Genomic DNA, 19,118 nt, shown 5'->3' with positions numbered 1-19,118 from the left:
CTGGAATGCCGATGCGCGACACCTTGACGAGCCTGCGTTACCGCTACTGGCCGGATCATCTCCTCGGCGAGATCCTGTCCAAGCGTTGGACCGAGACTGCCATTCCGGTGATCCTGCTCTTGATCGTCGGCTTCGCGCTGAGCCGCTCCATCGATCACTTCCTGTCGCCGGCGAGCCTTGCCGACACCGCGCGGCAGGCCGGCGAGATCGGCTTCATCGGGCTCGGCATGGCGCTGGTGGTCATCGTCGGCGGCATCGATCTGTCGGTCGGCTCGATCTTCGCGTTGACGGATTTCTGCGCGCTCTATCTGCTCGACGTGCTGAACTGGCCGGTGCCTGCGGTGGTGGTCGCCACCCTCGCCTGCGGCGCACTGCTCGGCGCGGTCAACGGCGTCCTGATCGGATACTTAAGGCTGCGCGCCTTCATCACCACGCTGATCACCCTGATCATCTACCGCTCCGCATTCGACCTCCTGATCCAGCGCTACTCCAACTCGATCGCCGCGGCCTTCCCCGACATCCCGTCCTGGAATTTCATCGGCGGCGGCGACGTGTTCGGCATTCCGAGCGTCGCCCTCGTCTACATCGCGATCGCGATCTTCGGCCATATCTTCATGACCCGGCTGCGCCCGGGCTGGCACATCACCGCGATCGGCGGCTCGCGCCGCTCGGCCTACAATTCCGGCATTCCGGTTCGCCGCACCATCGCGCTCTGCTACGTCGCGAGCGGCGTGCTCACCAGCATCGCCGCGCTGTTCTTCGCGGCACGGCTCGGCACCGTCGGCGGCGACATCGGCGTCGGCCTCGAGGTGATCGTGCTGACCGCGACCGTGCTCGGCGGCATCACGCTCGGCGGCGGCAAGGGCTCGGTCGCCAAATCGCTGGTCGGCGTGCTGATCGTGCTGCTGATCACCAACGGCCTGACCACGCTCAATGCGCGCGGCGGCATCAACCGCATGGCGCTCGCCGGCATCCTGCTGGTCGCCGCGATGGTCGACATCCGCTGGCAGAAGAACCGCACCCGCATCATCAGCAAGGTCTATGTCGCCCCGACCTATCACGCCTTGCCGCCGCCTCCACCGACCGAGATCGGCCAGGGCGGCCCGTTCGAGCAGAACGACAAGCTGCGCGACGTCGAGCTGATCGGCCTCGGCCGCATCGAGGCGCCGGAGGACGTGATCCTCGATCGCAACGACAATCTCTACGCCGGCTCGCGCCATGGCGACATCATGCGCTTCTTCGCGCCCGACTATCAGCGCATGGAGGTGTTCGCCCATATCGGCGGCCAGCCGCTCGGCATGGCGTTCGACCGGCAGGACAATCTCTATGTCTGCATCGGCGGCATGGGCCTTTACCGCATCGCGCCCGACGGCACCGTGGAGAAGGCGACCGACGAGACCAACCGCAGCATGCATTCGGTCAACGACGACAGCCGTTTGCGGCTGGCCGACGACCTCGACATCACCGACGACGGCCTGATCTTCTTCTCGGAAGCCACTGTACGCTACGAGATGGACGAGTGGCCGATCGACGGCCTCGAGGCCCGCGGCAACGGCCGCATCATCTGCTACGACACCAAGACCGGCGCCACGCATACGGCGCTGCGCGGCCTCAAATTCCCCAACGGCATCTGCGTCGCCAGCGACGGCCAGTCGATCCTGTTCGCCGAAACCTTCGGCTGCTCGATCAAGCGCTACTGGTTCGCAGGCGCCAAGAAAGGAACGGTCGAGGTGGTCATGGACAACCTGCCGGGCTACCCCGACAACATCAACCTCGCCTCCGACGGCAATTACTGGCTGGCGCTGGTCGGCATGCGCAGCCCCTCGCTCGACCTCGCCTGGAAGATGCCGGGCTTCCGCCGCCGCATGGCCAAGCGCGTCCCGGTCGACGAATGGCTGTTCCCGAACATCAACACCGGCTGCGTCGTCAAGTTCAACGAGCAGGGCAAGATCCTCGAATCGTTCTGGGACCTGCGCGGCGAGAACCATCCGATGATCACCTCGATGCGCGAGCACCGCGGCTATCTCTATCTCGGCGGCATCATGAACAACCGGATCGGCCGCTACAAGCTCGACAACGCCGACCCGAACTACGTGCAGTATGACAAGCGCTGGGGGAAAGCATCGTGATCGCGGCCGTCAGGGAATTCGCCAACCGCTTCCTCGGCCGCGGCGAGGCCACCATCACCGTGCCGTCGTTCGACGGCGCGCTGAAGCCGAACCAGAAACTGGAGGCCGCCACCACCTTGCTGGAGTGCGAGGCGCTCGAGGATCTCGCAACCGACGGCCGCAACCTCTATGTCGCCGACGGCCGGCGTCTGCTGCGCTTCGACGGCAGCACCGCGACCGAGCTGCGCAGCTTCGAGCAGCCGATCTCGGCGCTCTGCATGCTCTCGGACGGCGGCCTCGCGGTCGCGCTCGGCGGCCGCGAGGTGCGCCTCTACGCCAATCCGTCCGCAGGCGAGCCCAGCGTGACGTTCAGCGACGCCGCCTTCAATGCGATCAACGCGCTCACGCTGGCGGATGACGGGACCTTGATCGCGACCGACGGCTCGACAAGTTGCGGCGTCGACGACTGGGCGCGCGATCTGATGGAGCTGAACCGCAGCGGCCGCGTGTTCCGGCTCGATCCCAGGTCACGTTCGGTGAAGCCCGTGGCTGCAAAGCTCGGCTACGCTTTCGGCGCTTGCGCGCGCGGCGATGGCGTCCTGGTCAGCGAGAGCTGGCGGCATCGTCTCGTGCTGGTTGCGGATGGCAGGCCGCCGCAGATCGTGCTCGGCCACCTGCCGGTCTATCCATCGCGGCTGTCGAAGGCCGCGGGCGGAGGCTATTGGCTCACGGCGTTCACCGCACGCACCCAGCTGATCGAATTCGTGTTGCGCGAGCCGGCCTACCGGCGCCGCATGATGGCCGAGATCGACCCGGCCTATTGGGTGGCGCCGCGGCTGCGCTCGGGCTTCTCGTTCAAGGAGCCGATGCAGGGTGCGCACATCAAGACCATGGGCGTCATCAAGCCATGGGCGCCGCCGCGTTCCTACGGTCTCGTGATCCGGCTCGGCGAAGACGGCAAGCCGCTCTATTCGCTGCATAGCCGGGTCGACGGCGTCAATCACGGCATCGTCGCGGCGCTCGAGTTCGGCGGCGACCTCGTGCTGATCGCCAAGGGACCGGGCCGCGTGCTGAAACTGCCCCTCGCCGGGCTTGCCGAGGAGGTCGGTCGATGAGCGACACCGTGCTGTCCCTGCGCAAGGCCACCAAGCTCTATGCCGGCGTGCCCGCCATCGAGGGCGTCGATTTCGAGCTGCGCCGCGGCGAGATCCACGCGCTGGTCGGCGAGAACGGTGCCGGCAAGTCGACGCTGACCAAGGTGATGGCCGGCGTCGTGACGTTGACGTCGGGCAGCATGACGGTCGACGGCGCCGACGTCGCGCCGCGCACGCCGCTCGAGGCTCGCAATCTCGGCATCGCCATGGTGTTCCAGGAGAACAGCCTGGTGCCGACCATGACCGTGGCGCAGAACCTGTTTCTCGGGCAGGAGAAATTCTACAACCGGCTGCGCGGCATCTACATCGCCGCCCAGCAATTCCTGCAGTCGCTGAATTTCGACGTGACGCCGACCGCGACCGTGAGCGGGCTCGGCGCCGCCAAGAAGCAGATGGTCGAGATCGCGCGCGCGGTCCTGCACAAAGCCAAGGTCATCATTTTCGACGAGCCGACCGCGTCGCTGACGCCGGAAGAGAAGAAGTACTTCTTCGACCTCGTCCGCGACCTCAAGAAGCGCGGCGTCTCGATCGTCTTCATCTCGCATGCGCTGGAAGAGGCCTTGCTGCTCGCCGACCGGATCACCGTGCTGCGCGACGGCAAGCACGTCATCACCGACGACGCAGCGAAGTTCGACCGCGCCGCGATCGTACAGGCGATGGTCGGACGCGATCTCTCCAACACGCTATACGGCGCCAGAAAGTCCAGTGTGCGGCCGGCCGGCGCGCGCGTGCTCACGGTGCAGAATCTCAAGATGGCGCCGATGGTGAAGAACAATTCGCTGTCGGTGTTTGCCGGCCAGATCACCGGCGTATTCGGCCTGGTTGGCGCAGGCCGCACCGAGACCTTCAAGATCGTATCCGGCGTGTTGAAGCGCGACTTCTTCCACGGCGGCGAGATCCTGCTGCACGACAAGCCGGTGCGCTACCGGGTGCCGGCGCCGGCGGTGAAGGCCGGCATCGCCTATGTCACCGAGGATCGCAAGGTTGAAGGCTTCTTCGAAACCGCCTCGATCGCCCGCAACATCTATCTCGGCCTGCTCTCGAAGTTTCCCGCCGGCCGGATGATGCTGTCCCGGCGCGAAGCCAACACGGTCGGCAAGACCTGGACCCAGCGGCTCAAGGTCCGCGCCATCGGCGACGAGGCCAGGGTGGTCGAGCTTTCGGGCGGCAACCAGCAAAAGGTGGTGATCGCGAAGTCGCTGGTGCAGGAGCCCGAGCTGATCATCTTCGACGAGCCGACCCGCGGCGTCGACGTTGGCGCCATTGTCGAGATCCACGAGCTGATCAATCAGCTCGCCGACGAGGGCAAGGCGGTGGTGGTGATCTCATCCTATCTGCCCGAGATCATGGCCCTCTCCGACCGCATCCTGGTCTCGCGCCAGGGCAAGGTGGTCGAGGAATTCTCCGCGCTCGAGGCCACCGAGGAGAAGATCATGTACGCGGCGATTCATTGACGCCGCCAGCCACATGCATTACGGCCGGCTCGCCACGCCGTGCCGGAATACGATCGCGCGTCCGAACATGATCATCGGGCGCTCGACCAGCCGGTAGACCAGCCAGGATACCAGCAAGGTGAGGCCGGCGCAGACCAGCATGGTGGCGCTATCGCCGATCTGTCCGGTCAATGGCAGGAAGCGATAGACCGTCACGTTCACCGGCCAGTGCAGCAGATACATCGAATAGCTGATCAGCCCGGTCCGCGACAGCAGCAGCGAACGCGGCCGGTCGAACCTGACGGCTGCCAGGAACACCACAAGGGCGAGCGCGTAGGCAGCGAGGACGGGCGTCAATCCCTCCATGATGAAATTGTCGCCGCGGGCCAGCGAGAACGCCGCAACCGACGGCACCGCGACGATTTGCGCAAGGATCAGCGCCAGCGCGGCAACGCTTGCGCCCGGCACCCGCTCGACCAGCCACAGGCGCAGCAGCAGGCCGAGGAACAGGAACGAGAGGTGCATGCCGAGATACTGCACCGGCAGATTGGCGATGCCGTGGATGCGCAACTGGACCGGCAGCGCCGTCGCGATGGCCAGCGCCAGGCTCAGGATCGACAGCACCCCGACACGTCTCAGCGCGCCGACCGAGAACAGCAGCGCGATGAGGACGTAGAACGCCAATTCGACGAACAGCGTCCAGTAGATCGGCGAAAGCCAGGGCTGGCCGAACAGCGCCGGCGCCATCGTCATGTTGGCGAGCACGGTCGCCGCGCGCGGCGGCTCGCCGGCAAGCCACGCCATGCTGGCAAGAACCGCGAGCGCAAGCCACAGTGCGGGATAGAGCCGGAACGCCCGCGAAACCGCGAATTGAAACAGCGGCCGTTCGCCGCCGATGCTGAACGGCACCACGAAGCCGCTGATCAGGAAGAACAGCGCCACGCCGAACCGGCCGAGGCTGACATTCTGGACCAGCAGATCGCCTGCCGCATTCATCGGCCCGGCGGCAGGCGGCGTTTGCCTGAGCAGGTCGCCGAACATGTGCTCGACCATGACGCCGAGCGCCGCGATCGCTCGCAATCCGTCGATCTTGGCGTAGCGTTGCGGGGTCATGCCTGATCTCATGAAGGTACGAGGCCGAGCGCGCTACGCGTCGCCGGGTCGAAGCCGGGGCCGGTCTCGTTCTCGGCCAACGCGAAGCCGCCTGCCGCCAGATAGGTCCAGCACGACCAGGCGAAGCCGTATGTCTCGGCGAGCTCGCGCATGTCACGCAGCCAGCTCGTGCGTGCTGCCGCGCCCGCGGCAGTGTCTTCAAAGGGTGTTTTGTGCACGCCGAATTCCCCCAGCAGGATCGCTTGCACCGGCAGATTATTCGCGATGCGCCAGGCCGTGATCTGCTGAAACGTCCGCTCAAGCGTCGATCGATTGAAGCCGGAGCTGACATAGCTCGCGAGCGTCTGCCTGGCTTGCTGCGCAAGATCCAGCTCAGTGCCGGTGAGGCCGAGCGCCGTGATGCGCTGGTCGGTTGCCTGATCCATCGCATCGACCGATGCGGGCGCCGGATAGACGATGGCATCCAGTGCATAGGCGGGGCTGCCGGACACGCCCTGATGGGTGAACTGCCACGGCGAATAGTCGTGATAGGCAAAGATCAGGCGCGGATCGCCGGCAAACGGACTCATGCCGATTTGCGCCAGCGCACCGGGCGCGTTCATCGAGCCGCCGCCCAGCACGAGCGGCAGCGTCGCCGAACCGCTGCGCGCTGCCGCGTAGGCGGCCTCGAGCATTGGCTGCCACGTTGCGGCCGGTATCTCCGGTTCGTTCATCAATTCAAGCGCTATCCGCGGCGGCGCCGCACTGCCCTGCTCGGCAGTGACCTGGCCCAGACGGCCGGCCAGACGGGTCAGCAATGCGAGCACGGCCTGGAATTTCGACGTGTTCACCCCTGCGGTCAGCTCCGAGGGCCGGTAGGCCGGATTCATCCCGCTCGGATGCATGTCCACGATCACGCCGAGATCAGCGGCGAGCAGATCGCGGACCGTGGTGACGACGAGATCGTCGAGCCGGTCACGGCTCGGGCCGTCAAACGCCAGGAAGGGACCGACATCGACCACCAGACGCACGAAGTCGAACCCCGCGGCCCGGATCGCCTGGCGCTGCTCCGCGCTGAACTGAAACCGCGGCGCGGAGAACGGCGGATCGACATAGGAGCCATTCGCTTGCACATCGGCCCATCCGAACGCATGCGCGACGCCGATGCCGCGATGGAAGTTGGGAATCGGGCTGACCGGATCGGCCACGGCCTGCAGCGTCGCAAACGGAGCAAGCATCGCGACGCCGGCGATGCTGCGGAGAACGGAACGGCGGCTGGTCACGGCGTTTCTCCCGATGGTGGTCAACCGTCAAACCAGCCGGGATGGCGCGCCGTCAGCGCACCATCGAGCACGATCATGTCGCCCTGGCCCGCAAACGGCGCGGCGAGACCGGCGAGCGAGATGTCGCGAAGCGCGGGATCGACGGTTCGCGATGGCACGAACCGAACGTCGCCCCACGCCTGCGCCTTGAAGGCTGCGATGTAGTCGGCAGGGCGCAGCCGGTTCGGTTGTCCGGGAAAGCGGAACAGCCGGTAGATCGCCTCGGGATAGCGATAGATGTTGTTGGGGTCCTGCTCGCGAATCCAGCGCGAATGCGTCTGCAGGTCGATGATGTGGATCGCCTCGCAGCCCGGCCGGGCGACCTGCGTCAGGCCGGCAACGGCATCCGGAACGCTGTCATAATGCTCGAACGCCGCGCAGCTCACGATCAGATCGAAGGTCCGTCCGCCGGCGAGGCCCGGGATGTCGAAGTCCGGTCCGACCGCATAGCTGAATTCGCGGGCACCGGGCGTCGATGTGACGACGCGTGCGCGCGCCCGGTCCGCCTCGGTGCCTCCAGCGAAGCGGTCGAGCAGCAGCTCGTAGAACACGGGATCCTCGTCGCCGGCGAGGTTGAAGACGTCGATGGCGTGATACGATCGCGCACCCATCGCAAGGAACAGCACCCCGTTGCCGCGCGACGCGCCGGGACTGAGCTCCAGCACGTCGCGCCCGCGCAGATCGAACTCCGGCGGCATGAAGCGGCGGAGCGAGCCGAAAATATCGAGCAGATAGGCGATCTGGCCCTCGACGTCGGATTTCGACACGGCGTTCGGCGTGGCGTAGCCACGCAGCTTGGCCTTGCTCCAGGCAAGGCCGAGGAAACCGAGGCCGAGCACCGTCATCTCGAATTGCCGAAGCGCTAGCGTCATTGCCGGCCCCCGAAGCCGAGATGGTTCTTGAGGTCGGCACCGCCGCGATGCGCACGGCCGGGTTTGCTGGCAGCCACCGCGGTCTCGTAAACCTCGATGGTACGGTCGACGATCGGGTTCCAGCCGAAGCAATCGAGGGCGTGCGCGGCACGTTCGCCCCGTTCAGGCGCGCTGTCGGGCGCGGCAAGCTTCAGCCGGATGGCCGCCGCGAGCGCGTCGAGGTTGCCCAACGGAAAGTAGCTGTCCGGCCCGAGATCGAGCGCGAGATTGGCATCGATATCGCTCGCCAGACACGGCACCCCGTGGCTCAGCGCCTCGAGCAACACCATCGGCATGCCTTCGTGGCTCGACGGAAGCACGAACAGCGCCGCGTTCCGGTAGAGCTGGGCAAGGCTCTCGCCGGACTGGAAGCCGGTCATCACCACGCCCGGCGTCACCGCGGCCGCCCTCTCCACCGCGCCCAGATAGCTGCCGTTGTGATCGGCCGTGCCGACGAGGATCAACTTCCTGTCGGGATCGCCCAAGCGCGCGAAGGCATCGATCAGATCGAGTTGCCGCTTTTCCTCGACGATTCGGCCGACGCACAGGATGTAGCGGTTCGGGATCACCTCGATATAGTCGAGATAGGAGGTCCCGAGTTTTGGAGCATTGCTCTCGACCCCGTTCGGAATGAAGGTCGCCGCAACCCCGAACCTGGTACGCACCGAATCGACGATGCTCTTGGCTACGCCAATACGGGCGTGGGCAAACTTCATTCCCATCCATTCACCGGTGCGCAGCACGGACTTCGCGATCCATCCCCATTTCTGGCGCTCGTAGTCGAAGCCGTGATGCGTCACCACGACGCGGAGGCCGAGCAGGCGGGCAAGCGGCGTGAGAAGCGCGGGCCCGATCGCGTGGATATGAACGAGATCCGGATTGCGACGGGCGGCGGCAAACAGGCCCAGAGCGGTATGCAGCAGCGCTTCGACGTTCTTTGAGCGCGGCGTCCAGACCGGCGTTACCACGACGTCTTTCCAGACATAAGGCTCCGGCGACGGAAGGTACGGCTTGCGACCGAGCACCTCGACCCGCCAGCCGCGCTGCGCGATGCGCACCGCGAGCGCGGCGACGTGGGTTTCGACCCCGCCCTGAATCTCCGGGATGCCGCGCAGACCGAGGAAGATCACCTTTCGCGGCGGGCGATCTGTTTCACCGGCTGGTATCAGCGTGTACATCAGTGCACCACCGTCTCGTAGAGTGCCGTCGTGCGGTCGCGGTACTTCTCGGGAGAGAATTCCCGCAGCACCCAGTCGCGGCCCGCGGCCCCGAGCCGGTTTCGCCCTGTGCGGGGAAGCTTCGCCATGCTGGCCATGGCTTCGGCCAGCATGCCGACATTGCCCGGTGGCACCAGCACGCCGGTCTTGTTGTGAACGATGAGCTCCGGGATGCCGCCGATCCGCGTGCCGATCACCGGACGTCCCAGCGCGTAAGCTTCAAGGATACTGATCGGTGCGTTCTCGTACCATTCGGAGGCGAGCACCAGGGCGCGCGATTCTCCGATCAGCTGCTTCAGCTCCGGCTTGGCCATATGGCCTGCGAAGACAACGTCGGCGCCGAGCTCGTACGCGAGCTCGCGCAAAGCCGGCTCTTCGGGGCCCTTGCCGACCAGGATCAGCCGCTGATGCGCGAGCGCGGCGGCACGCACCAGCGTGGCGAGCCCCTTCTCCGGCGCGAGCCTTCCCGCGTAGACGAAGTAATTCCCCTCGTGGCACCAGGGCGTAAACTGCTCGGCGTCGACGAAATTCGGAATGTAGGCGATGCGGCTGGCGTCCCAGCCCCACTGCACCAGCTTGTCGCGGTAGAATCGGCTCGGCGCGACGAGACAGTCGAGCGTGTCGCGGTAGAGGCCGAAGCTGCGATGGACCAGGGTCTCGAGGAAGACCAGCCCGCTCACCATGGCCGAGTCCTTGACGCAGCGGCGCAGCACCACGTTGTGGATCCGTCCGCCGCGGCAGCGCTCGCAGACTGCGCCCTGGCTCAGCATCTTGTAGGCGGGGCAAGCAAGCTTGAGATCGTGTGCCGTCATCACGACAGGCACGCCTTCGGCCTTGAGGACGTCGAAGATCGAGGGCGAGATGTGATGGTACACGTTGTGGGCATGGGCCACCGACGGCTGCACACGGCCGATCAGGGAGCGGATCTTGCGGCGCGCTTCCAGCGAGAAGATGATCTTGGCCGCCTGCCGGGCCTTCGTGATCGGCCCGTTGGTCCGGCCGTACTCGATCTCCGAGACGAAGTATTCGGACCACGGGCTCGGCAGGTTCTCGGGATGCTCCATCGCGAAGGGCACGACATCCCAGCCGGCTGCCGAGAACAGATCGATCTGGTCGAGGAACACGCTCTCGGCGCCGCCGCGCCGATAGAAGTAATTGTTGATGGCCAGCAGCCGGCGATTGCTCGTCATCGTGTACTCCCTCGAAGTCCCATGCGGTCGAGCGCGGCATCGACGGTCAACACGCAGCAGCCGCGCTCGACCGCGTGCGCGACCAGCCGCTCAAAGGCGGCCGGCGTGCTGCCATAAGGCGTCGGGGTCGGTGCGATGTCGTGCGTGAAGAAGATCAGCCAGCCTGGCTTCTCCACCACCGCGTCGATCCAGCGCGTCAATCCCGCCACATGAGTCTCCGGCTGGCGAATCTCGACGGCCTTGAGAAAGCTCGGGTCGGTCGGCCCGCGGTTGATCGCCTCGCCGCCTGCGCGGCAGGTCCGGTACGAATGGGCCAGTATCTGCAGTTTGCCGAGACACCCGCTGTTGTAGGGATAGGCAAAATTGCGCCGGCCCGGACGCCGATCGATCGTGTCGAGATAGCGCGCATTCCGCGCGAGGTCCGCGACGAAGGCGGGGCGATCGACATGCCTGATATCCTGATGGCCAAAGGTGTGGCAGCCGATCTCGTGACCGCGTGCGGCGAGCTCCCTGCAGCCTGCAGCGTCGATCAGGGTACGATCCGGCTCGACGCGTCCCGCGAGGCCGCCGGAGATGTAGAATGTGCCGCGCACGCCGCGCGCTTCCAGGATCGCTGCACCGACGCGGAGTGCGGAATCCGGCACATCGTCGAACGTGAAGGAGACGATCGGCGTCCGGGTCTGCACCTGCATGACCTGCCATGGCGTCGCCCGGATCAAGCGATTGGTCAGACGGCCCGCGAACCGGTCGATCGCCCCCGGCAGGCGTGACGTAATTTCCGGCGCGCGCCGTGCGACGGCGGGGCTATGCATGGGCGGTCTCCCCGACATGCATCGCGGTTTCCGTCTCGCGAATCTCGTGCGCGCTCGCCTGCAGGCGCAGGCCGAAGATCGAGACAACCACCATGAACCAGGCGAGACTGCCGGACTGGAAATACAGGCTCTCGACGCAGGCCGTAAGCACCCCGTAGAGCCAAATGCGGGTGAACAGTCGGGTCAGCGCGGGATCGTTGTCACACGCCTCCGCGCGCAACACGTCACGCAGCGGCAGCCAGACGAGCAGCGCCAAAGTGAGAATGAGACCCGGGATGCCGGTCGTGATCGCGGCATCGAGATAGGCGTTGTGCGCGTTGAAGGCGGCGACGGCCCAGCTCGCGCCGCCCCCCGCCTTGTAGACCATCTCGTCGGTCTGCCAGAACAGCTGGAATCCGTAGCCGGTCAGCGGCCTGTCGGCCACCGCGGATGCGCCAACGCGCCAGATGTCGATCCGATTGGTGAAGGTCGGGTCGACCCCGAGGCTTGAGACCAGTTCGCGCATCGCCGGCGAGATCGAGCAGCCGATGGTGACGACGTTGACTGCGGCAATCGCCAGAAACACCATCGGGATCCGGATCGCCCGCCACCGCTCGAAGATCCAGGCGATCACCAGAATGCCGGGCAGCGCCGCGGTCGACGATTTGCCGCCGGTCTGGGTCAGGAACACGACCGCCAGCAGCGTGATCGCGCCGCCGACGATACGGCGGCCGGTGCTGTACAAATAGAGCCCGGCGAAGCTGATGATCACCATCGCCGCGGCTGCCGCGTTCTTGTGCGCGAAATGACCGCGCCATAGCCCGGCGTTCATCGGCTCGCGCACCTCGCTCGCCTGGTGGATCGCAAGCTGCGGCCACAGCGCGACGCCGATATAGGCGAACGCCAGCGTCCCGAGGCAGCACATCGACAGCATGCCGGCGAACTGTCGCTCCGAGCGCGGCAGCAGCAGCAAGATGCCGGCATTGACGATCGTCAGCGTCGCCAGCACGACGCGCTTCAGCGCAAGGTCGGGATGCGCCGAAATCGCCGAGACGAACGCAAACCACAGCAAGGTCATGATCAGCACGCCGCGCGGACGCACCGCGAGATGACGCGCCGGTGAACTGATGGCGGTCAGCCACAAGCTCGCGGTCAATCCGAGGAAGACGATCTGATTGATGGTGTTCGACTTGTCTGCCGCCGGATCGCCGGCATCGGCCGCCGACAGGTCGATGAATGGGGTCAGCGTGATCAGATAGAACAACAGCGTCGCCACGAACAGCGGTGGCCCCAGGACCCCGATCGCTCCACCCTCGCGCATATCGCCCGATGTCGTCATGCCGCCCTGCTCCTGGCGAAACGAAGTGCGTCGAGATAGAAGATGCCGGCGAGTGCCGCTGCGCAAAGCAGCAGGCCCAGCGCGGCGCCGGCGGCGGTGGCGATGATCGGACGCGGTGGCCAGGTCGGGCGCAGCGGCGCGACGGCCGGGGAGATCACACGCACGTCGGTTGCATCGATCTGTTGCCGCTCGGCGGCCTCGCCTGAGCGCGTCAGGAAGGTCTGGTAGAGCGCGGTCTTGGCGCTTGCCTCGCGCTCGAGTTCGCGCAGCTTGACCTGGGCCTGGTCGTCGACCGACACGTTGCCCCGCAAGGTGCGCGTCTCTTCGTTCAACGTGTCGAGCGCCACCTTGGCCTGGTCGACCTCAAAGCGGGCGGCACTGCGTAGCCGCTCGGTCTCGGACTTGATCGCCTTGGTGAGGGCATCGGATTCGGCCATCGCATTCAGCATGGCGGGATGGCGCGGACCCAGAGTCTGGGTGAGGGTCGCGATCTGCCGGCGCAGAGCCGCCTCGTCGGTGAGCAAGCCGGACAACGTTTGCGACTGCACAGCTCCGGCCTGCACGCCATAGAGCGACACTGCGCGCGAGACCTCGTTGTAGCGGGCCTCCGCCTCGGCGAGCCGCGCCTTCGCATCGGTCATCTTCCCGCTCATCCGCTCCATGGCTTCGGAGCTCAGCGGCTGCCCGGACGGCCCTTGCTGCAGGCCGTGAGCGCGACGGAAGGCTTCGGTGCGGTCTTCGGCCTCGGCCGCCGCGGCTTTGAGCTCGCCGAGCCGCGCCGCCAGCCCCTGCGCCGCGCGCCCGGCCCGCTCGGCGTCGGCGCGAACGACCTCTTCGCGGAACGTCGTGGCGATGGCGTTCGCAAGCCGCGCCGCCATCGCAGGCTCGCTCGCCCAGACCGACATCGTCACGACATAGGAACGCTCTTGTCGCGTCACCTTGATGCGCTTGGCGAGCAAGCCCATCAGGTCGTTGCGTTCGGCGGCGTCGGATGCACCGCGGTCGAACAGCCAGCTGAAATTGAGCAGGCGCATCTTGTCGGCGAATTCCGGATCGTTCCTGAGGCCGAGCTTGTCGATGACGCGGCGCAGGACGTTGCCGGAGGTGATGGTCCGCATCTTGCTCTCGACGTCCAGGATCTGGCTGTCGGTCTGGATGTTCGTCGCGTAGAGATCGTTCGGCGTGACCAGCAGATTGGACGGCGAAATCGTCAGGTCCGTGATCGCGGTGAAGCGGGGCGTTACGAGTTGCGTCGCACCGAGGCCGGCGATCGCACCGGCGAGAACGGCAACCAGAATCCAGCGCCAGCCCTGCAGCAGAACGCCTGCCACTTGCATCGCGCTGATCACGACCGCAGGAGCGGAAGCCGCTGCGTTCATCTTGCGATAGGCTGCATCGCTTCGCCGTGACCTGCTGTTGTCGGTTGCTGTGTACATATCAGGTCACTTCACTGGGAGGGCTGCCGGTCGAGCGGATTCGGCCTAGTTGCGGCTGGACGAGGCGTCGCCGACGGAAACCGCGCTGCCATTGTTCAGCGCGAGCAATGCGGAGCCGGACGGATCGATCGTGTCGTCATGCAGCACGCGTCCGTTGATGAGTCTCTCGACGTTTCGAGCAGCGCCCCGGGCCAAATCGTTCATGGCGACCTCCATGTTCTGTCCCGAGCAGTGATTGCGCTCGGCTCGGCCCACTATCCTCCTCTCGAAAGTCGAGACAACCTTGAGTGGCTTTTAGAGTTAGGTGTTAGCGTTAACCTTACTATCAATCTGTTGAATGGAAGCATGCGAGCTGATGGGCTCATAAAAGATGATGGCCGACGGCTTGCTTATGGAAATCCAACAATCAACCTTCAATTGAATCGATGAGCACGCGGCCTTCGCAAACGGCGCTCAGCAGGAAGCCGCCGGGAACACGCCTGACGCGCGCTCGGTTTCCGCAAGTCATGCGGACTTCGATGATGTGACGGACCGCGCGCTCGTCCGCCCGGATCGGTGCGCGGATGAACATCGCTTCTGTCACGAAGCTGAGAGACGGTCGAAGGCCTGAGCATCCGCGATCAACGCGCCGCATCAGACTTCGCACACGGCAGATCGCCGCCTTCGCGAGTGTCACTCGCGCGCCGCCGACGACAACCCAACGACCCGCCGCGCCGACGTTAACGTCAATCTTCGAACGGCGCGCAGCTCACGATACGTGGCGCATGCGAGCCTGATAGAGTGCCGTGGGGATCGACCGCCAACCAGAGGCCGTGGATCATTGCGACACATCAGTGCCGTTAGCCGCACATTCTCGACGGCCACGCCGATGATCGTCAGCTATCTGCTGTCGAGCGGATCGCTGGCGGCGGCGAGCCTTGCGCAGCTCGTGACCTTTGCGATCCTGGCACGTGCGCTCGGGCCGGCCGAATTCGGCCTGTTCGTGCAGATATCGGCGGTGACCGCGATCGCGGTGCAGATCTGCGGCCTCGGCGCCTCCGACTGCCTGCTGCGCAGGGTCGCGCGCGAGCCCGCGAGCTATCCCGATCTGCTCGGCCACAATCTTCTCCTGATCGGGCTCACCAGCGCCGTGCTTGTGCTCGCCGGCGTTGCGACGACGGCGTCGTGGATTCGCATGGTCTCCGGTTCCCCGATCGCCATCTCGACCGTTGCCCTGCTGTTCCTCGGCAACGTCGTGCTGGTCCGCCTGATCCTTCTGGTCGAGACCGTGTTCCTTGGCCTCGGCCAGGTTCGCTCGGCAAATCGCTCGGTGGTGGGTTTTGCAATCGCACGCACGGCCACCGCCGCGCTTGCCTGCATCGTGTTCCATACATCGAGTTTGGCGGAATGGGCGGCGTGGCAGTTCTGCGGACACTTGCTCTATGCACTGGTGGGACTGATGTGGCTGCGGCCGCTTGGCCGGCCACGGTTCAGGATCGTGCGCGAGGAGCTACGCAACGGCATTCTGTTCAGCTCCCAATTCGTCGTTCGGGCGATCCGGTCCAACGTCGACCTGTTCGTGATCGGCCTGTTCATGCCGATCGAGACGGTCGGCAGCTACGGCGTCGCCCGCCGCATCATGGACAGCAGTTATCTCTCGATCGACGCTTTCAACCGGCTGATCTATCCGCGCTTTGCGCGGGCCAGCCGCGACGGCCTGCATCTGGCGCTCCCCGCAGCGAAGCGCGCCCTGATTGCGGCCATCGGCCTCGGTGTTGCGACATTCCTCATCCTGTTCGTGCTGGCGCCCGAGCTGCCGCGGCTGTTCGGCCGCGAGTACCGCGATCTCGCGTTCTTCGTGCGCTGCCTGTCCGGCACGGTTGTCCTGATCGGTGGCTGGGCGGTCGCGATGGACTTGCTGGGAGCGTCGGGACGGCAGGGCGTACGCGCACTGATCCTGAACAGCACCAACATGGTGGGCAGCGGCCTCATCGCCGCCGCGACGTGGATCGCCGCACCGATCGGAACCTTTGTTGCACTCTATGTGATCGAAGCATCCCTCGTCGTCTCCGGCTGGCTGGTTCTGCTACGGCTGGCGCGCCGCAGCGGCCAGGACATGGGCCACGACATCGACGAATCCGGCACGAGCGTTGCGCCGTCAGGGAATGTCCTGCACGATGCGGCTGTCGATCCAGTCCGCCGGAGCCTCCCGGCCGTGGAAGAAGCCGAGCGGTAACGCTGCGGCGTGAAACAGCCACGCGACGACAGCATAGAGACCAAGCGACAGGCTGCGCTGGCGCGCGCTCATCAACGCAATGACGCCTGCGATGACGGCCGCATCGATCGCGAGCCCCCATCCGGGATGCGACGTCAGGAACGGCAGCACGGCCATCACGGCCAGCCACAGATAGACTGCGCCCCACAGCTTCAGCTCGGGCAATTCCTGCACCAGCTGCTTCCATTGCGGCTTGCCGAACGCCGCCCGCAAGAGCTCCCCGATCCCGCGCAGATAACCCGACTTCCAGCGCCGGACGAGCAGCGCATAGGCATTGATCGCATGTCCAAAATGCCGGACGAAGCTGCGGTCGAGACGGTGCAGCGTCCAGCCGCGCGCGCGCAACCGCACGCCGAGATCGAACTCCTCATAGCCATGCAGGTTGCGGTCCGACAGATATCCGACCTGCTCGATGGCTGCCCGTCGATAGAGACCGCCGCCGTTCATGCGGTCGATTTCGCCGATCCGGTTCTCCGGCGAGATCCTGCGGCCGCGCCGCACATATTCGAGACTGGTGTCGTTCATCTCGACGACATGCCCCGTAACGCCGGCGACGCCCGGATGGTCCGCGAGAAAGGCGAGCGCGTCGGGCAGGAAGCCGGGATCAAGCAACATGTCGCCGTCCATCAGGCAGATGAACGGCTCGTGGCTGTACTGGAAGCCGAGCTGCGGACCGATGCCGCAACTCGGCGCGATCGCAGGTTCAAGCTGCACGATGCGGACGGGGTATCTGGCCGCGACGGCGACCGTCCGGTCGCGTGAACCGCCGTCGGCCACGATGACTTCGCCGCCGATACCCTCGAGCGCCGCCAGCACGCTCTCGATCGCCGGGCCGATCCGCGCCTCTTCGTTGAGTGCCTTGAGGATGACCGATACCGACATCTCAGCAGCGGCCTCAGTGGAAATCGGACATCAGCCGGCTCCAGTCTTCGCTGGCGAGGCCACCAACGAAGATGTCGCCGCGCGCGACGGCATCGTTTGCGTCGGGCAGCCGTGTAAGCACCACCGCGAAGGCCTTGTGCCGGAAGACGAGCCAGCGTTGCAGCGACAGTCCAGCCATCAACGCGGGGTGCGCGCGACCGCGGGCTTCGACGTGGCCGGAGCTTTCGAGATAATGGAACATCGCGTTCAGCACGACGATCTCCTGGCCGCGGTGCGACAGCACATTGAGAACATGCGCTGTCCGACCTGGTGCCGCGTAGTAGACGAAACAACCGATCAAGGTGCCCGCGCGGTCTTCGACCGCGCGAATCGTGAACGCGCCGTGCGTTGTGTTCTGCGCCGCGAGCGATACCAGCCAGCCGAGTTCCTCTTCCGACCACAGGGGTCGAACTGCATAGTGGGCGATGAACCCCGGCGCCTGCTCAAGAAAAGCCTTGACGGACATGTCCGTGACCTTGGCACCGCCGTGCTCCACTGCGTTCTTTTCGCTGAAGCGGCGCAATAGCAACGCGTCGATGGGGCGCGCGAACGTCGCAAGACCAAGGCTCCTGCCGCGAAAGAACCGGTCTCCAAGACGGCCGGCCAGCGCACCTAAGGGACGAAAGCTACGCGTCCATTCCAGATTGTGTGCGGGGATCGGCTTTGCACCGATTGCCTGCCAGTGATTAAAGGTGGTGGGCGAAGCCGTGTCGCTGAATTGAATGTCGGGACGCCTCGGCCGCAAGGTCAGAACGAGCTGCGCCGCACCGCCGGCCTCCTTGTCCGTCATCAGTGTACAGACCAACCGGCCAGGCACGACGGTGCCGCAAGCGATGAAGCGCATCGGCACCGCGAGCATCGCACTTGGGATGCGCCCGTCCTGCTGCTCGTAGATATACGCGCCCGTGGCTTCGCTATAGGACGGGGCCTCCAGGGTGATCGCCTTCAGATAATTCTGAAGGTCCAAATCCGCCGGCCGGTCTGAGCCCCTGTAAATCTTCATAAAAAGTCGGGCGACCGCAGGTACATCCGCAGCGGTCATCGGCCGGACCGCCCCCTTGCGCGCTGGCCGCGCATCAACCGCCGCTTGCTGCTCGGGTGCCTGCATCTAGCCCACCGAGATTGGCGGACGCGCTCGTGCGTCACGCGGGTGGCTGGCCTGGAAAGCAATATGCGCCGTCGAGTTCAGCATGCTTCGCCACTTGGTCTGTGTCCAATCGCAGCGGCGTCGCCGGACGCCAGTATCAATGATCTTCAAAGAGCCGAAGCAAATCGAGAGTGTTAACCCCGATTGCGCCAACCGAGGCGCTCGTCCTGCGGCGACCCTCCAACTTCACGCGGGAGCCGTCAAGAAATTCAACTAGTGGAGGTTAATGGGCGCGCCGGGCAGCGTTCCATGACGTCGGCATGACCGCGCGATCCGGTTGCGCAATTCGTTCCAGCACCGCTCAAGCATGCGAGGGAGCGGGAAGCCGCGCCCGCTGCGATCCGGGTCACATGCTACTTTGGAGCGATCGTTCCAGTTACCTTCAGTCTCGCCGACCTCACCCAACCCGAGGCGTCGTTGCCGGTCCCTGGATTGAGATACATCACCGACGACCAGCCATCATCGGTTTGCGCATAGGCGACGAGCTCGTCATTCGGAATGACGAACACACCGCTGATCGGGCAGCGAAGATTCGGCGCCGAGTAGAATTGCAGCCGTCCCTTGCCCGTCACCACATTGGCGAGCGGCGGCGACAGCATCGGGACGCGGCTGGTGCCCGCCCGCGGCTCTTTGCAGCTCGACGGCGTCTGCGCGTGCGCGGCCGCCCCCAGGGCCGCCGCGATCACGGCACTGCAGGCGATGCAGGCAAGCACGGTCCTGTCCGACATCACCCGATCTCCTGACTGCTGGATGCGATCATCGGTCATTCCAGAGTGTTTGTCGCCGGACAGGGCGGTCAGGTT

Annotated in this window: 17 protein-coding genes; 4 read left to right on the top strand and 13 right to left on the bottom strand. The window is 65.6% G+C overall.

Annotation, left to right across the window (positions count from 1 at the left end):
- Nucleotides 1-5: 5 nt before the first annotated feature.
- Genes AKN83_RS23780 through AKN83_RS23770 form a run of 3 tightly spaced genes read left to right on the top strand, consistent with a single transcriptional unit; the run spans nucleotide 6 to nucleotide 4,716 of the window.
- A complete protein-coding gene (locus AKN83_RS23780) occupies nucleotides 6-2,129 on the top strand; it encodes an ABC transporter permease (protein ID WP_050406097.1) in 2,124 nt (707 codons plus the stop codon).
- Nucleotides 2,126-3,223 (top strand): SMP-30/gluconolactonase/LRE family protein, encoded by a 1,098-nt coding sequence (locus AKN83_RS23775; RefSeq protein WP_050406096.1) that lies wholly within the window; start codon nucleotides 2,126-2,128, stop codon nucleotides 3,221-3,223. The genes AKN83_RS23780 and AKN83_RS23775 overlap by 4 nt, the downstream gene beginning before the upstream one ends.
- Complete coding sequence (locus AKN83_RS23770) at nucleotides 3,220-4,716, top strand: sugar ABC transporter ATP-binding protein (protein ID WP_050406095.1); 1,497 nt, start codon at nucleotides 3,220-3,222, stop codon at nucleotides 4,714-4,716. The genes AKN83_RS23775 and AKN83_RS23770 overlap by 4 nt, the downstream gene beginning before the upstream one ends.
- Before the next feature lie 18 nt (nucleotides 4,717-4,734).
- Here the strand turns inward: AKN83_RS23770 and AKN83_RS23765 are convergent, their stop codons facing one another.
- From AKN83_RS23765 to AKN83_RS39845, 10 genes are all read right to left on the bottom strand, one after another.
- Entirely contained in the window at nucleotides 4,735-5,808 is a 1,074-nt protein-coding gene (locus AKN83_RS23765; RefSeq protein ID WP_244522064.1) for an acyltransferase family protein, read from the bottom strand.
- An 8-nt stretch (nucleotides 5,809-5,816) separates the two neighbouring features.
- Complete coding sequence (locus AKN83_RS23760) at nucleotides 5,817-6,995, bottom strand: glycoside hydrolase family 5 protein (protein WP_172803601.1); 1,179 nt, start codon at nucleotides 6,993-6,995, stop codon at nucleotides 5,817-5,819.
- Between the two features lie 95 nt (nucleotides 6,996-7,090).
- Nucleotides 7,091-7,981, bottom strand: coding sequence for a class I SAM-dependent methyltransferase (locus AKN83_RS23755; RefSeq protein WP_063695488.1), 891 nt, complete (start codon nucleotides 7,979-7,981; stop codon nucleotides 7,091-7,093).
- The gene (locus tag AKN83_RS23750) at nucleotides 7,978-9,198 is read right to left on the bottom strand and encodes a glycosyltransferase family 4 protein (protein WP_083992187.1); all 1,221 of its coding nucleotides are present in this window, start codon (nucleotides 9,196-9,198) and stop codon (nucleotides 7,978-7,980) included. Before AKN83_RS23750 ends, AKN83_RS23755 begins: the two co-directional genes overlap by 4 nt.
- The gene (locus AKN83_RS23745) at nucleotides 9,198-10,427 is read right to left on the bottom strand and encodes a glycosyltransferase family 4 protein (RefSeq protein WP_050406091.1); all 1,230 of its coding nucleotides are present in this window, start codon (nucleotides 10,425-10,427) and stop codon (nucleotides 9,198-9,200) included. Before AKN83_RS23745 ends, AKN83_RS23750 begins: the two co-directional genes overlap by 1 nt.
- Entirely contained in the window at nucleotides 10,424-11,239 is an 816-nt protein-coding gene (locus tag AKN83_RS23740; protein WP_157113527.1) for a polysaccharide deacetylase family protein, read from the bottom strand. The genes AKN83_RS23745 and AKN83_RS23740 overlap by 4 nt, the downstream gene beginning before the upstream one ends.
- Nucleotides 11,232-12,557: an O-antigen ligase family protein gene (locus AKN83_RS23735; RefSeq protein ID WP_050406090.1), complete on the bottom strand. Its 1,326-nt coding sequence runs from the start codon at nucleotides 12,555-12,557 to the stop codon at nucleotides 11,232-11,234. The genes AKN83_RS23740 and AKN83_RS23735 overlap by 8 nt, the downstream gene beginning before the upstream one ends.
- Nucleotides 12,554-13,993 carry a GumC family protein gene (locus AKN83_RS23730; protein WP_063695486.1) on the bottom strand — a complete coding sequence of 480 codons (1,440 nt, stop codon included), beginning with the start codon at nucleotides 13,991-13,993 and terminating at the stop codon, nucleotides 12,554-12,556. The genes AKN83_RS23735 and AKN83_RS23730 overlap by 4 nt, the downstream gene beginning before the upstream one ends.
- Before the next feature lie 45 nt (nucleotides 13,994-14,038).
- Nucleotides 14,039-14,209, bottom strand: a complete 171-nt coding sequence (locus AKN83_RS39850) for a hypothetical protein (RefSeq protein ID WP_157113526.1) — start codon at nucleotides 14,207-14,209, stop codon at nucleotides 14,039-14,041.
- A 190-nt stretch (nucleotides 14,210-14,399) separates the two neighbouring features.
- Entirely contained in the window at nucleotides 14,400-14,564 is a 165-nt protein-coding gene (locus AKN83_RS39845) for a hypothetical protein (protein WP_157113525.1), read from the bottom strand.
- Between the two features lie 297 nt (nucleotides 14,565-14,861).
- Between AKN83_RS39845 and AKN83_RS23725 the strand changes: the two genes are divergently transcribed.
- The gene (locus AKN83_RS23725; protein WP_063695485.1) at nucleotides 14,862-16,208 is read left to right on the top strand and encodes a lipopolysaccharide biosynthesis protein; all 1,347 of its coding nucleotides are present in this window, start codon (nucleotides 14,862-14,864) and stop codon (nucleotides 16,206-16,208) included.
- On the opposite strand, the gene AKN83_RS23720 is transcribed toward AKN83_RS23725, so the two are convergent.
- The 3 genes from AKN83_RS23720 to AKN83_RS23710 form a co-directional block, all read right to left on the bottom strand.
- Entirely contained in the window at nucleotides 16,131-17,129 is a 999-nt protein-coding gene (locus tag AKN83_RS23720) for a glycosyltransferase family 2 protein (protein WP_050406088.1), read from the bottom strand. The genes AKN83_RS23725 and AKN83_RS23720 overlap by 78 nt on opposite strands.
- A gap of 13 nt (nucleotides 17,130-17,142) precedes the next feature.
- Nucleotides 17,143-18,276: a hypothetical protein gene (locus AKN83_RS23715; protein WP_063695484.1), complete on the bottom strand. Its 1,134-nt coding sequence runs from the start codon at nucleotides 18,274-18,276 to the stop codon at nucleotides 17,143-17,145.
- 392 nt (nucleotides 18,277-18,668) lie between these two features.
- Nucleotides 18,669-19,043: a hypothetical protein gene (locus tag AKN83_RS23710; RefSeq protein WP_050406142.1), complete on the bottom strand. Its 375-nt coding sequence runs from the start codon at nucleotides 19,041-19,043 to the stop codon at nucleotides 18,669-18,671.
- Nucleotides 19,044-19,118 lie beyond the last annotated feature (75 nt).

The organism is Bradyrhizobium embrapense (assembly GCF_001189235.2).
GTDB lineage: Bacteria > Pseudomonadota > Alphaproteobacteria > Rhizobiales > Xanthobacteraceae > Bradyrhizobium > Bradyrhizobium embrapense.
Note: the sequence above shows the minus strand (reverse complement) of the source record. Positions and strands in the feature narration are given on the sequence as shown.